Origin of the sequence: Isoptericola sp. NPDC057653, from assembly GCF_042799955.1 — a bacterium.
Taxonomy (GTDB): domain Bacteria; phylum Actinomycetota; class Actinomycetes; order Actinomycetales; family Cellulomonadaceae; genus Isoptericola.
Window position 1 is genome coordinate 2219749 of record NZ_JBHVHP010000001.1, and the last position, 13741, is coordinate 2233489.

Annotated in this window: 13 protein-coding genes; 5 read left to right on the top strand and 8 right to left on the bottom strand. The window is 75.9% G+C overall.

Annotated features, from left to right (window positions below):
* Nucleotides 1-299: 299 nt before the first annotated feature.
* From ACFU9A_RS10150 to ACFU9A_RS10165, 4 genes are all read right to left on the bottom strand, one after another.
* On the bottom strand, nt 300-2885 hold the full coding sequence (locus ACFU9A_RS10150; protein ID WP_430575091.1) for a PQQ-dependent sugar dehydrogenase: 2586 nt from the start codon (nt 2883-2885) through the stop codon (nt 300-302).
* A gap of 366 nt (nt 2886-3251) precedes the next feature.
* Entirely contained in the window at nt 3252-4109 is an 858-nt protein-coding gene (locus tag ACFU9A_RS10155) for an ATP-binding cassette domain-containing protein (RefSeq protein WP_430575092.1), read from the bottom strand.
* Nucleotides 4106-5188 (bottom strand): putative F420-0 ABC transporter permease subunit, encoded by a 1083-nt coding sequence (locus tag ACFU9A_RS10160; RefSeq protein WP_430575093.1) that lies wholly within the window; start codon nt 5186-5188, stop codon nt 4106-4108. The genes ACFU9A_RS10155 and ACFU9A_RS10160 overlap by 4 nt, the downstream gene beginning before the upstream one ends.
* Nucleotides 5185-6240 carry a putative F420-0 ABC transporter substrate-binding protein gene (locus tag ACFU9A_RS10165; RefSeq protein ID WP_430575094.1) on the bottom strand — a complete coding sequence of 352 codons (1056 nt, stop codon included), beginning with the start codon at nt 6238-6240 and terminating at the stop codon, nt 5185-5187. Before ACFU9A_RS10165 ends, ACFU9A_RS10160 begins: the two co-directional genes overlap by 4 nt.
* A 186-nt stretch (nt 6241-6426) precedes the next feature.
* On the opposite strand from ACFU9A_RS10165, the gene ACFU9A_RS10170 reads away from it, so the two are divergent.
* The 3 genes from ACFU9A_RS10170 to ACFU9A_RS10180 are packed head-to-tail and all read left to right on the top strand — an operon-like array spanning nt 6427 to nt 9461.
* A complete protein-coding gene (locus tag ACFU9A_RS10170; RefSeq protein ID WP_430575095.1) occupies nt 6427-7209 on the top strand; it encodes a tyrosine-protein phosphatase in 783 nt (260 codons plus the stop codon).
* 25 nt (nt 7210-7234) lie between these two features.
* Complete coding sequence (locus tag ACFU9A_RS10175) at nt 7235-7789, top strand: hypothetical protein (protein WP_430575096.1); 555 nt, start codon at nt 7235-7237, stop codon at nt 7787-7789.
* 4 nt (nt 7790-7793) lie between these two features.
* Nucleotides 7794-9461, top strand: a complete 1668-nt coding sequence (locus ACFU9A_RS10180) for a molybdopterin-dependent oxidoreductase (RefSeq protein WP_430575097.1) — start codon at nt 7794-7796, stop codon at nt 9459-9461.
* A gap of 10 nt (nt 9462-9471) precedes the next feature.
* Here ACFU9A_RS10180 and ACFU9A_RS10185 read toward each other — a convergent pair whose 3' ends face one another.
* Nucleotides 9472-9912, bottom strand: a complete 441-nt coding sequence (locus ACFU9A_RS10185; protein ID WP_430575098.1) for a hypothetical protein — start codon at nt 9910-9912, stop codon at nt 9472-9474.
* Nucleotides 9913-10001: 89 nt separating this feature from the next.
* Here ACFU9A_RS10185 and ACFU9A_RS10190 point away from each other — a divergent pair, with 89 nt between their 5' ends.
* The gene (locus ACFU9A_RS10190; RefSeq protein ID WP_430575099.1) at nt 10002-10562 is read left to right on the top strand and encodes a TetR/AcrR family transcriptional regulator; all 561 of its coding nucleotides are present in this window, start codon (nt 10002-10004) and stop codon (nt 10560-10562) included.
* Between the two features lie 12 nt (nt 10563-10574).
* Here the strand turns inward: ACFU9A_RS10190 and ACFU9A_RS10195 are convergent, their stop codons facing one another.
* Nucleotides 10575-11222, bottom strand: a complete 648-nt coding sequence (locus ACFU9A_RS10195) for a LysE family translocator (RefSeq protein ID WP_430575100.1) — start codon at nt 11220-11222, stop codon at nt 10575-10577.
* A gap of 63 nt (nt 11223-11285) precedes the next feature.
* Here ACFU9A_RS10195 and ACFU9A_RS10200 point away from each other — a divergent pair, with 63 nt between their 5' ends.
* On the top strand, nt 11286-11783 hold the full coding sequence (locus ACFU9A_RS10200) for an HIT family protein (RefSeq protein ID WP_430575101.1): 498 nt from the start codon (nt 11286-11288) through the stop codon (nt 11781-11783).
* Nucleotides 11784-11796: 13 nt separating this feature from the next.
* On the opposite strand, the gene ACFU9A_RS10205 is transcribed toward ACFU9A_RS10200, so the two are convergent.
* Entirely contained in the window at nt 11797-12396 is a 600-nt protein-coding gene (locus ACFU9A_RS10205; protein WP_430575102.1) for a YdcF family protein, read from the bottom strand.
* Nucleotides 12397-12420: 24 nt separating this feature from the next.
* Nucleotides 12421-13407: a bile acid:sodium symporter gene (locus ACFU9A_RS10210; RefSeq protein ID WP_430575103.1), complete on the bottom strand. Its 987-nt coding sequence runs from the start codon at nt 13405-13407 to the stop codon at nt 12421-12423.
* Nucleotides 13408-13741 lie beyond the last annotated feature (334 nt).

Consider the following 13741-nt stretch of genomic DNA (forward strand, 5'->3'; position numbering starts at 1 on the left):
TGTCGCGGATCGAGTAGAGCTGGATGCCGATCTTGCCCGGGGGACCAGGCGGCCGTTGCCGGCGGTCGCGGCGCTCGCGGCCGCCGTGGAGGTGGCGGCCGCGGCCCCCGGGGCGGCGGCACCGAGGCCGACGGCCACGGTCGACGTCGCGAGCGCCTTGATCAGGCTGCGGCGCGTCATCTGGGACTTGCTGCTCATCGTCTCTCTCCTTCAGGGGATGGAGCGGTGCGGCTCGGGCGAGCCGCACCGCGGTGGTGCGGGCCGGTGCCGCGGGCACGCCCGCGGCACCGGCCCCGCCGTCATCGCGCGGTGCCGGCTCCCGTGCCACGGAAGGTCAGCGTGTCGACGACGGCCCCCGTGTTCGTCGTCACGTAGAGCGTCCCGCTGCCCTTCGGCGCCGAGGCGAGCGGCACGACGACGTCCGTCAGCGTCCCGGCCGAGGGGAGGGAGACCTTGGCGAACGACGGGCCCGTCGCGGAGCCCCAGCGCAGCCAGAGCTGGCCCTTGCCGGACGCGCGGACGACGACGTCGTCGATGCCGTCGAACGCGACCGGCCCGAGCTCCAGGGAGCCCTTCTTGCCGAGGCTGACGGCCTTCCCGCCGTTCGCGGCCGCGTCGTCCACGACCTCGCCGCCGGTGACCGGGTGGAACTCGGCCTCCTGGACGAACGGGTTCAGCCGCACCGTGGCCTCGCCCGACGCCGGGGGCTGCCCGTTGGCGCCGCCGTCCGTGTAGGTCACGACGACCGCGCCGTAGAGGTTGGCGCCGGCGCCGTGCTCGGGCGAGTTCGGGTCGGTCTGCCACACGCCCTCGCAGCCGGTGCCCGAGGTCTCGGGGTGGGCGTGCTCGTCGTGGCCGAGGCCGTACGTCCACTTCACGCGCTCGCACACGGTCGCGTCGCCGTCCTCGGCGTCCTTCGTGGTGACCTTGAACGGGATCGCGTCGCCCCAGGCGAAGAACGCGCCGTTCTCCGGGAACTCGACGGTCACCTCCGGCGCCTGGTTGCCGACCGAGACCACCGTCGAGGTGAGCGACCGCTTGCCGCTCGCGTCGGTGACCCGCAGGCGCGCGGTGTACTGGCCGAGCTCCGTGTAGGTGTACGTGGCCGTGACCCCGGTGAGGTCGAAGGTGCCGTCACCGTCGACGTCCCAGTCGTACGTCAGCGCGTCGCCGTCCGGGTCGGACGAGCCGCTCGCGTCGAACGTGACCTCCAGCGGTGCCGAGGACGACGAGTCGGGCGTGGTGGTGAAGCGGGCCTGCGGCGCCTTGTTCCCGGCGGCGTAGTCGATCCGGTACAGCCCGGCGTCCGGGTTGGCCCGGAAGAAGCCGTCGCCGTAGTCGAGGACGTACAGCGACCCGTCGGGCCCGAACTCGAGGTCCATCGGGTTGTCGTTGATCGGCTGGCCGGCCGGCCCGATGACCGAGTTCGGCATGAAGTCCTCGATGTGGGTGACGCCGAGGGTGGCCGGGTCCACGGTGAACGCGGCCAGGTAGTCCTGCGAGAACTCGCCGAAGAAGTACTTGCCGTCCCAGTACTCGGGCAGCTTGCCCGGGGCGGTGCTGTCCGCGTCGTAGTGGTAGACCGGGCCGCCCATGGGCGCCTGGCCCGAGCCCGTGCCGAAGCTCACCAGCTCGTCCCACGGCTGGTCGCCGACGTTGTCGCCGTACCAGAGGGTCGCCGGGCGGGCCGGGGGGAGGTCGACGAGGCCGGTGTTCCAGCGCGAGGTGTTCGTGAGGTTCTCCGGGTCGAAGAACTCCCGCGGCGTGCCCGTGGCGAAGTCCCACTCGTTGTAGGCGAAGTTGTCGCCGGTGGCGTAGGGCCACCCGGAGTTGTGCGGGTCGTCGAGGGAGACGACGTTCCACTCCACGAGGCCCATGGGGCCGCGGTCGTTCGCCTCCGCGACGGCGCGCGTGGCGTCCGGGCCGTAGTCGCCCCAGGACAGCGTGCTCGTCTCGGGGTCGACCTCGAAGCGGTACGGGTTGCGCACGCCCATGACGAAGATCTCGGGGCGCGTCTTCTCGGTGCCGGGCGGGAACAGGTTGCCCTCGGGGATCGTAAACGAGCCGTCCGCCTCGACGTGGATCCGCAGGATCTTGCCGCGCAGGTCGTTCGTGTTCCCCGCGCCGCGGCGCGAGTCGAAGCCCGGGTTCATGCCGGGGGCGTCGTTGTTCGGGGCGAAGCCGTTCGCGCCCGGGGTGCCCGCGGGCGTGTTGTCGCCGGTCGTGAGGTAGAGGTTGCCGTCGCCGTCGAAGTCGATGTCGGCGCCGACGTGGCAGCACTGGCCGCGCTGCGTGCCCACGTCGAGGATCTTCTGCTCGGACGTGAGGTCGAGCTCGTCACCGGTCCACTCGAACCGCGCGAGGCGGTTGACGCCCTTCCACTGGTCCCAGTAGCTCTCGTCCTCGCCCGCGGGGAGCTTCTCCGGGGCGTTGCCCGTGGGGGTGTCCGACACGCCGTCGCCGTCGGCGTCGCGCGGGGCGTAGACGAGGTAGACCCAGCCGTTGTCCTCGAAGGCGGGGTCGATCGCGATGCCCTGGAGCCCGTCCTCCGAGTTGGCGTACACGTCGAGGGTGTTGACCACCTTCGTGACGCCGGTCGACGGGTCGGTGAGGCGGATGTCGCCGTTGCGGGCGGTGTGCAGCACCCGGCTGTCGGGGAGCACCGCCATGTCGATCGGCTCGCCGACGTCCTTGGTGAGCGTGATCTTCTCGTAGTTGGACCAGTCGAGGGCGGCGTCGCCGCCCGGCTCGGCCGCGTGGTCGACGCCGTCGTGCGCGACGGCGGGCGCCGTGGCGGCGCCGATGCCGGTGAGCGCCAGCAGGCCCGCGGTGAGCGCGGCGGTCGCGCGCCGGTTCGGGGCCCTGTTCCCGTGGATATGCTTCATCTGATGCCACTCCTGTGAGGTTCAGTCGCCTGCGAGAGGTCATCCGGACCGGGTCACCCCCGTCGCGCCAACGACGGGTCAGGGTGGCCCGGTTCTGTGTCGGTCCTGGTCAGGGGCCTGTGCGGCGCCCTGCGTCTGCCCTCCTCGTCTCGTCGTCGAGCGAAGCCCGCCGCACGTCGTCGTACGGGGGAGCGCGTCGCCCCGCGCTGCTCGGCGCGGGGGCGACGGGGTCGAACCGTTCCTGGCGGGTGAATCGTTGCCGACCACCTGGTCGTCATCCTACGAGACTTCCGTCGAGAGTCAATCAAAAGTTGGGTGCTCGTCGACTGCTGCGTGTCGCCCGCCGGCGCGGTTCGGGGGAGCCGCTCAGTCGCGGCGCGTGAACGTCAGCACCGGACGCCCGGTGACCGGGTGCGTGAGCACCTCGGTCCGCACCCCGTACACGGGGTCGAGGACGTCGGGCACGAGGACGTCGCGGACGTCCCCCGCGGCGACGACACGGCCGGCGGCGAGCAGCACCACGTGGTCGCAGTGCTGGGCGGCGAGGTGCAGGTCGTGCAGGGCGGCGAGCACGGTGACGCCGCGGTCGGCGAGCGTGCGCAGCACGCGCAGCGCGTCGAGCTGGGCCGCGATGTCGAGGTGGTTGGTGGGCTCGTCGAGCAGGATCAGCGCGGGCTCCTGCGCGAGCGCGCGGGCCATGTGCACGCGCTGGCGCTCGCCGCCGGAGAGGGTCGTGACCTCGCGGTCCGCGAGCCCGGCGGCGCCGGCCTCGTCCAGGGCGCGGAGGGCCGCGGCCCGGTCGGCGGCGGAGTCGCCGGCCAGCAGGGGGCGGTGCGGGATGCGCCCGAGCAGGACGGCGTCGAGCACGGTCACGGGCAGGTCGGTGGACGCCTCCTGCTCGACGAACGCGAGCGTGCGCGCGCGGCGGCGACGCGGCAGGGCGAGCAGGTCCGCCCCGGCGAACGCGACGCGGGGAGCGCCGGCACCGCCGTCCGACGGCGGCTGCACGCCGGCCACCACGCGCAGCAGGGTCGACTTGCCGGACCCGTTGGGCCCCAGCAGGCCGCTCACCGCGCCCGCGGGCGCGGTGACGTCCACGCCGTCGAGGATCAGCCGCCCGCTCGTCGCCCACGAGACGCGGGCGGCGTCGAGGCCCGCGGCCGGGGCGTCGGTGGAGGTGGCCCGGGCGTCCGTGCCCGGGGCGGTGCTGGTGCCCGCGCTCATGCGATCCTCCGCCCGCGCCACAGGAGCAGGGCGAACACCGGCGCGCCGACCGCCGCGGTGACGATGCCGACGGGCACCTCCCGCGGGGCGAAGACGGTGCGGGCCAGCGTGTCCGCCCACACGAGGAACGACGCCCCGCACAGCGCCGACAGCGGCAGCAGCAGCCGGTGGCGCGCGCCCGTGAGGAGCCGCACGGCGTGCGGCAGGATCAGGCCGACGAAGCCGATCGACCCGGACTGCGAGACCAGCGCCCCCGTCAGCAGCGCGACGCCGACCAGCAGCAGCCAGCGCACCCGCGCCACCGGCACGCCGAGCGCCGCGGCGGCGGTGTCGCCGAACGTGAACGCGTCGAGGACGGACCCCGTCGAGGCGAGCAGCGTGCCCAGCACCAGCACGGCCACGCCCGTGATCGCGACCGACGTCCACGTGGCCCCGGCCACCGAGCCCATCAGCCACGACAGGATCTCGCGGTACGAGTCGCCGGTGGCCGACCAGAAGATGACGAAGCTCGTCGCGGCGGCGGCGAGCTGGCTCACCGCGAGCCCCGCCAGCACGGTGCGGGTCGGCGTGATCGTGCCGATCGCCCCGGCGAGCCCGAGCGCGGCCGCCAGCGCCACGACCGCGCCGCCGAACGCCGCGACCGGCAGCAGCACGGTCAGCCCGGCCACGAGCACGAGGACCGCGCCGAGGGAGGCGCCGGACGACAGGCCCAGCAGGTACGGGTCGGCCAGGGGGTTGCGCGTCAGGGACTGCATGACGACGCCGCACACGGCGAGCCCGGCCCCGACGGCCGCCGCGGTGAGCACGCGGGGCAGCCGCAGCTCCCAGACCATGCCGTCGGGCAGCGCGCCCAGCGGCTCCAGGCCGAGCACCCCGCCGAGCCCGAGGTGCGTCGCGATCGAGCGCCACACGTCGGCGACGGACAGGTCGGCCGGCCCGACGGTGACCGTCACGAGGACGGTCGCGACCAGCACCACGGCCGCCGCGGGCAGCCACCACCCGGCGCCGCGGCGCGCGGCGGACGGGCCGGGTGCGGGCGGTGGCGCGGGCGGCGCGTCGGGCCGGGCCTGGACGCTCACAGGTCGAGACCGGCCAGCTGGTCGGAGAGGTCCACGACGGCGTCGACGTTCCGCACCCCGGCCTCGGACGCCGGGAACGGCACGGTGAGGTAGCGGCCCTCGCGCACGGCCGTCATGCGCGCCGTGGCGGGGTTGGACTCCAGCCGCTCGATCTTCTGCTCGGCGCTGTTCCACGTCGCGTCGACGAGCACGATGACGTCCGGGTCGGCCTCGATGGCCTGCTCCCACGAGAACGACGTCCAGGTGTCGTGCACGTCCGCGGCGACGTTGTCCAGGCCGACGGCGTCCATGATCATCTGCGGCGCCCCGATGCCCGCGCCGACGTACGGGATGTCGTCGCCGGAGGAGTACCAGAGCGCGGTGAGGCCGCGGTCGTCGCGGGTGACGGACGCGAGGGTGTCGCGCTGGGCGGCCACGAGGTCGTCCGCGGCGTCGGAGGCGTCGAAGATCTCGCCGACCTCGCCGATCTCCGCGAAGACGTCGTCGAAGGTCAGCGGGTCGGGCATCGACTCCGGGGACTTGCAGGCGGCCGGGGAGACGTAGGTCGCGACGCCCAGCTTCGCCAGGGTGGCGCGGTCGCCCGCGCCGTCCGCGGTGAGGTTGGACTCCCAGCCGGCGTACACGAGGTCGGGCTCCAGCCCGAGCACGGCCTCGCTGCCGGGCACCTGGTCGGACAGCGGGGTCGCGACGGCGGGGGCCTCCGCGGCGGCGTCGGCGAGGGAGTCGGGCACCGGGCCGTCGAGGAACGCCGACCCGACGATGCGGTCGCCCAGCCCGAGCGCGAGCAGCATCTCGGTGGTGCTCGACTTGATCGTCACGACCCGCTGCGGGGCGGCGTCGACGGTGGTCCGCGTGTCGCAGTTGTCGAGGCTGAGCGGGTAGGAGGTGCCCGCTCCGGCGGCTCCGTCGGACGAGGCGGACGAGGCGGACGAGGCCGGCGCCGCGCCGGCGTCGGGCCCTTGCCCGCAGCCCGCGAGGGCGACGACGGACAGGGCGGTCACGAGGATGGTCGGGACGGCGGCGGGCACGGCGGTGAGGGGGCGGCGAGGCACGCGGGGGACTCCAGGATCACGGGTCGGGGACGGCACAGGGCGGTCAAAGGTCCAGGACGGCGCGGCATCTCGCACCGGTGGAACCGCGGCCCACAGCCCGGGTCGCGCCGACGGGCCAGAGTCGGGCCCGTGATCCGGCGTCGAGCCTAGTACGCCCGTGGCCGCGCGTGTGGTTGCCTGGCGCGCGTGACCTCCCCGAGCGGCATCGTCCCCACCGCGCCGACGCCTGCGGCCGGTCCCGCAACGGACGACGGCCGCGCCGTGCGCTGGGGCGCGCTGCCGAACGCCCGGGACCTGGGCGGCCTGCCCACCACCGACGGCGGCCGCACCGTGGCCGGGCGCGTCTTCCGGGCGCCGCGCCTCGAGGACGCGGGCCCCGACGGGATCGCGGCGATGGCGGGAGCAGGTGTCCGCACCGTCGTCGACCTGCGCAACGCGGCCGAGGTGGAGCCGCTCGCACTGCCGTCGTCGGTGACGCGCCACGCCCGCCCGGTCGAGGACCCGGACGACGAGGAGTTCATGCGCGCGTGGGCCCCGCACCTCGACACCCCGCGGTACTACCCGACCGTGCTCGAGCGCTGGCCCGACCTGATCGCGGCCGTCTTCCGGACCCTCGCCGCCGCGCCCGACGGCGCCGTCGTCGTCCACTGCGCGGCCGGGCGCGACCGCACGGGCATGGTCACCGCGCTCCTGCTGACCCTGGTCGGCGTGCCGCGCGCCGCGGTCGTCGAGGACTACCTGCTGGCCGTGCGCGCGACCAACGAGCGCGCCGCCGCCCACCCCGGCGGGCACGAGACCCATCGCGCCCCCGACGAGCTCGCGGCCTGGTGCGACGACGTCGGCGCGGCCCTCGAGGAGTTCCTCGACGCGGTCGACCCCGCCGCCTACCTGCGTGCGCACGGCGTGACGGACGCGGAACTCGACCGCGTGCGCGCCCGCCTGCTGGACCGACGGCGGGCGTGGCGGTGACCGGGCGGCGCTACGCTCCGGCGTCATGACCAGTCGCGTGCAGGACGCCATCTCGTGGCGGCGGCCGCGCCGACAGCGGCGCGGGGCCCGCGCGAGCGCGGGCGCGGCGACGGGCCTCGTGCGCGCCGCCGTCGACCTCGCGATGTCGATCGCGAGCGGCGACGCCCCCGCCGGCGACCTCTCGGGCCTCGCGGCGGAGCCCCCGCGCGTGCCCCGCGACCCCGCGCAGCCGGTGGCCGAGCTCCCGTGCGTCGTCGTCGGCGGCTCCCCGTCGTGGGCCGCCGCGACCGCGGCGGACCGCCCGCGCCTGTGGGCGACCGCGCCGCGGTTCTGGGTCGAGCTCCCGGGGACGGGCGGCGACGTCGAGGTCGACCGCGCGACGCTGGCGCTCCGCTCGCTCGCCGTCGCGCCCGGGCAGGAGGGGCCCGTCACCCTCGACACCCGCTGCGACGCGACCCTCGCGGCGCCAGGCCTCGAGATCGTCGTCCAGGGGTCGTGGCTCGCCGTCGCGTGGCTCGGCCACCTCGCCGGCTGGCGCGACCCCGGGCTGCCCGAGCCGGGCACGGCAGTGGGACGCTGAGGGGATGACCAGCACGCCGGCAGGGGACAGCGCGTCGCAGGGGGCCGGGCCGGGGGAGGCCGGACGGGGGGAGGCCCCGCCGTGGGACCCCGCGTCGGCGGGCCCGCCCGAGAAGCGACGGCACGACGGCTGGTGGGCGGCGCTCGCGGGCGTCGTCGCGACGGGGGCGGGCCTCGCGCTCGCGGAGCTGCTCGCCGCGTTCGTCGGCCCGGGGTCCGGCCCGGTCGTCGCCGTGGGCGGCGCGGTGGTCGACGGCGTGCCGGGCTGGCTCAAGGACCTCGCCGTCTCCTGGTTCGGCACGGCCGACAAGGCGGTGCTGCTCGCCACGATGGGCGTCGTCTCGCTCGCGGGCGCCGCGTTCGCCGGGTTCCTGGAACGCCGTCGCCCGCCGTGGGGCGCGGTCCTGCTCGGCGCGGTCGGCGTGGTCGCGGCGATCATCGCCGCCCGCCGCCCGGGGGCGACCGTCGTGTGGGCCCTGCCCAGCCTGGTCGGCGTCGTGGCCGCCGTCGTCCTGCTGGGCGCGCTGCTGCGCCGCGTCGAGGTGTGGTTCGCCGAGGACGAGCGCCCGGGGGGCGACTGGCGCGAGGCGGTCGACCGGCGGCGGTTCCTGCAGTGGACGGGCGTGACGGCGGCGGGCGCGGTGCTCGCGCTCGGGGCCTCGCGCGTGGTGTCCGCCGGCGGCCGCGTGGTGGCGGCCGCGCGGGACGCGATCCGGCTGCCGCGCCCCGCGACGGCGGCCGCGCCGCTGCCCACCGGCGTGGACTTCGGCGCCCCGGCGACGGTCCCCGGGCTGACCCCCTACGTCACGCCGAACCCGGACTTCTACCGGATCGACACCGCCCTGCTCCTGCCCCAGGTGGACCCGGGGGACTGGTCGCTGTCCGTGACGGGCCTGGTCGACCAGCCGTTCACCCTCACGTGGGACGAGCTGCTCGCCTTGCCGCTCGAGGAGCACTACGTGACCCTGACGTGCGTCTCCAACGAGGTGGGCGGCAACCTCGTCGGGAACGCCCGGTGGCTCGGGTACCCCGTGCGCGAGCTGCTGGCGCGGGCCGGGCCGCAGGTCGGCGCGGACATGGTGCTCTCGCGCAGCACGGACGGGTTCACCGCCGGCACGCCGCTGGAGGTGCTCCAGGACCCCGGCCGGGCGAGCCTCCTCGCCGTGGGGATGAACGGCGAGCCCCTGCCCGTGGAGCACGGCTTCCCGGCACGGCTGGTGGTGCCGGGCCTGTACGGGTACGTGTCCGCCACCAAGTGGGTCACGGAGCTCACGGTGACGACGTTCGCCGCCGACCAGGGCTACTGGACGCCGCGGGGGTGGTCCGCGCGGGGCCCGATCAAGCTGTCGTCGCGCATCGACGTCCCCCGCCCCGGCGCCGACCTGCCCGCGGGCACCGTGACGCTCGCCGGCGTGGCGTGGGCGCAGCACACCGGGATCTCGCGCGTGCAGGTGCGGGTCGACGACGGTGCGTGGGTCGAGGCGCAGCTCGCCGGGACCGTCGGCCCGGACACCTGGCTGCAGTGGCGCCACGACTGGGACGCGACGCCCGGGGACCACACCGTGGCGGTCCGCGCGACCGACGCCGACGGGAACGTGCAGGTCCAGGCCGAGGCGCCGCCCGCGCCCGACGGCGCCACCGGCTGGCAGACCATCCCCGTGACGATCACCTGACGCCGGCGCCTCACCACGCCGCGAGCGCGGGGACGAGGCAGGCGGCGACGAACACGACCTGGAGCGCGGACCGCGCGGGCAGCGGCATGGTGCGGACGCCGGCGGCGGCCCGGGCCGCGTGCACGTTGGCCGGGAACATCACGACGAACAGCAGCGCGAGGCAGATCCCGGCCGCCGTGCGCGTGGCCGGCAGGAGCAGCCCGGCGGCACCCGCGAGCTCGAGCACCCCCGTGACGGTCACGAGCAGCTCGGGCCGGGGGAGGCGGGGCGGCACCATGGCGACCAGGGCTGCGCGCCGGGGGCTCGTGAAGTGGGCGCTCGCGGTGAGGAGCAGCATGGCCACCAGCCCGGCGGTCAGGGCGGGCGGCCAGCCGTCGAGCGGGTCGACTCCGAGGGCGCCGAGGCCCCGGGCCGCGAGGGTGACGGTGACGAGGACGACGAGGGGTGCCATGGCGTTCTCCCGGATCGGCTAGAGTGGATCTTGACAGTGACAAGTTAGATTCGCGAGCGCGGACTGGTCAATGGCTAGATGGAGGCCTGATGGCGGACGGGTACCACCACGGGGACCTGCGGTCGGTCGTGCTGCGCCACGCCGCCGACCAGATCGCGCAGGACGGCGTCGACGGGCTCTCCCTGCGGGGCCTGGCGCAGCGGTCGGGGGTGTCGCACGCCGCGCCGGCGCACCACTTCGGCGACCGGCGAGGGCTGTTCACCGCGCTCGCGACCGAGGGCTTCGACCTGCTGGCGGCGGAGCTCGTCGCCGCGGGCCCCGAGCTGAAGGAGGTGGCGGTGGCCTACGTCCGGTTCGCCCTCGCCCGGCCGGGCCACTTCGCCGTGATGTTCCGCTCCGACCTGCTCCGGGCCGACGACCCGGACCTGGCCGCCGCCCGCCGGCGTTCCGGGCAGGCGTTGCGCGAGGGGGTCGGCCGGCTGGACGGCGTCGCCGACCCGGCAGCCGTCCAGCTGGCGGCGTGGTCGGTCGTGCACGGCTTCGCGTCGCTGTGGCGGGAGGGGGCCTTCGCGGGATCGGACCTCCTGGACACGTCGGCCGACCCGGAGGAGGCCGCGCGGCGCGTCGTGGAGAGGCTGTCGTTCAGCTGACGCCGGGTCCGGTCAGACCCGCGCGGACACGGCGAGGCGCGCGCCGAACAGGACCAGCACGCCGCCCGTGACGCGGTCCACCCAGCGCACGGCGCTCGACCGCCGCAGCCGCGGCCCGACCCACCCGGCGCCGAGGACGACCAGCGACAGCCACGCCGTGCCCAGCAGGCAGTGCACCAGCGCGAGCAGCAGGCCCATGAGCAGCGGGTTCACGCCGTCGGGCACGAACTGCGGGATGGCGGCGACGTAGAACACGCCGACCTTGGGGTTCATGAGGTTGGTGCTCAGCCCCATGCCGAAGTCGCGCCACCGGCCGCCGGTGGGCAGGGGGACGTCGAGGCCGCCGTCCCCGGGCGCGGTCGCGGGCGCGCGGAACGAGCGCCAGAGCATCGCCGCCCCCATCCACACCATGTACGCCGCGCCGGCGAGGGTCAGCACGCGGTACGCCGTCTGGCTGGCGGCGAGCAGCGCGGCCGCTCCGCCGGCGGCGGCCGCGCCCCACACCAGGGTGCCGACCTGGATCCCGAGCAGCGCCGCGAACCCGTGCGAGCGCGAGCGGGTCACGGTGCTGCGCAGCACCAGCGCGGTGTCGAGGCCGGGGACGAGGGTGAGGAGCCCCGCGACGAGCGCGAAGGCGAGCAGCGACTCGTGGATGGTCACGGCGACACCCTAGGGGTGCCGGCGGCGTCGCGGGGAAGCCCGCGGCGCTGGAAGACTCCCCGCATGGAGCACACCCACGCGCCCGCGGGCTACGCGTGCCCGTTCTGCCTCGAGCAGCAGGGGCGCGGGGACGAGCACAGCCGGCCGGGCGACGTCGTGGCCGTCACCGGGCGGGCGTACGCGCGCGTGGCGCCGAAGTGGTGGCCGGGCAACCCCGGCAGCCTGCTGGTGATCCCGCGCGCGCACGTCGAGAACCTGTACGCGATCACCCCCGAGGACAACCAGGCGGTGTGGGACCTCGTCCGGCGCGTGGCCGTCGCCGTGCGCGACGCGTACGCGTGCGACGGCACGTCCGTGCGGCAGCACAACGAGCCCGCCGGGGACCAGGACCTGTGGCACCTGCACGTGCACGTCTTCCCGCGCCACCGCGGCGACGACCTGTACCGGCGCCACCACGACGCGGCCTGGGCGACGCCCGACGCGCGGGCCCCCTACGCGGCGCGGCTGCGGCGGGAACTGGGGCTGCCGACGTCGTTCCGCGCCGTGCCGCGCGACGACTGACCGAGGGGCGCGGTCACGGTCGTCGCAGGTCCGCGCGGACGCCGCGCAGGGTCCACAGCCCGTAGGCGGCGAGGACCGGCTTCAGCGCGAGCCACTCGCCCCACCGGTGGTCGTCGGCGCGGGTCAGGCGACCCGCCAGGTCGGGCCGCTGCCGCCGCGCGTAGACCCGCGCCTTGAGCGCGTGGGCGGGCTGCGACACGATCGTGATGCGGTCGGCGTCCTCGACGAGCGGGAGCACGCGGGCGACGTTCTCCCACGTGGTGCGGCTCTCCTCCTCGAGCACGACGGGGCCGTCGTAGCCGAGGACGGCGACGGCGTGCGTGCTCAGCACGCTCGCCTCCGACCGCCCGCCGGTGGTGGCGCCGCCGCTGAGCACCAGGGTGGCCCGCGCGGCGGGGTCGATCGACCGGAGCGCGGCCCGGACCCGCCACCGGTTCACGGCGTTGGCCGCGGGGCCGGGGTTGCGGAAGCCGAGCACGACGACGGCCTGCGTGCCCCCGGGCGGTCGTGCGTCGTCGGCGACGAGCGTCCGCGACCAGCGGCCGTTCAGCCACTCGCTGCCCGCGAGCGCGGCGGCGAGCCCGGCGAGGGCGAGGAGCGGTCCGCGGCGCATGCCGGCGACGCTACCCCGCGCGCCTCAGCGCACCGGAGCGAGCCTCGGCACCAGGCGCACCAGCACGACCATGGCGACGAGCTCGACGAGGGTCTGGGTGACCACCGCGAGCGGCGCGAGGGCCAGCGCGCCGGGCAGCGCGAGCGCGAGGGGCAGCACGACCAGGGAGTTGCGCGTCGTCGTGGAGAACACCGCCGCGCGGGTGCGGGGCGCGTCGAGGCGTCCGGCCCGCCCGGCGGCCAGGCCCACCGCCACGGCGACGACGACGAACGCGACGTAGAGGGGCACCACCCGCACGAGGTCCACCGCGCGGGCCCCGACGGCGGCGACCTGCGAGCCGACCACCACCGCGAGGGTCGCCATCATGAGCGGCACCATGGCGCCGGCGGCCACCGCCTCCGTCGCCCGGCCGGCGCGGCCCGCGGCACCCGGCCGGTCCGCCCCGCCCCGCCGGGCGAGCGCCTGGACGACGCCCGCGGCGGCCAGCGGCGCCACGACGAGCACGACGAACGCGTGCACGAAGGGTCCCGCGTCGACCACGCCGAGCACGCCGGGGCCGGCGAGGAGGGCGAGGTGGCCCGGCAGCAGCAGGAGCTGCAGCAGCATCAGCAGCGGGGTCGCGGCGAGGAGCCGGTCGCGGGCGCCGCCCGCCAGCCCCGTGAAGACCACGACGTAGTCGACGCACGGCGTGAGCAGCACGAGCAGCACGCCCAGCAGCAGCCCCGCGTCGTCCGCCACGGCCCGGGAGAGCCCGAACGTCACGGCGGGCATCACCACGAAGTTCGTCGTGAGCACCACGGCGAGGAACCGCCAGTCGCGGAACGCGCGCCCGACGTCGACGAGGGGCACGCCCAGGAACGTCGCGAACAGCAGCAGCGCCAGGACCGGCGTGATCGCGTGCTCCAGGGCGGGCGCCACCTCCGGGAGGGTCAGGCCGGCGGCGGCGCCGACGACGATCGCGGCCAGGTACAGCGGCACCTGCCGCCGGTCCCACCAGCCCACCGCGCCCACCGGCCCGTCCTTCCGCCCACGTCCGTCAGGCGCCCGCCGCCCCGCGCGACCCTAGACGAGTCGCCATGCCGATGGCGCGGCGTCGGGACCGGCTTGCGCGGCTGGCTACCATGGACGCACAGGCGTCGACCCGGCCATCACCGGCGAGCCTCCGGAAGAACCGAGTGCGTCCCACTCCCAGTAGAACCGGACGGGTAGGCCCGTGACAGCCGTGAACGAGCGGCGGGCGCCGTGCCGAGACCTCGGCAGGTGTCCGCAAGCGGGGTGGTACCGCGGTACCCGCGCCCTTCGGGGCGGGGGCGTCGTCCTCGCGGAGACAGCAGCACGACGCACT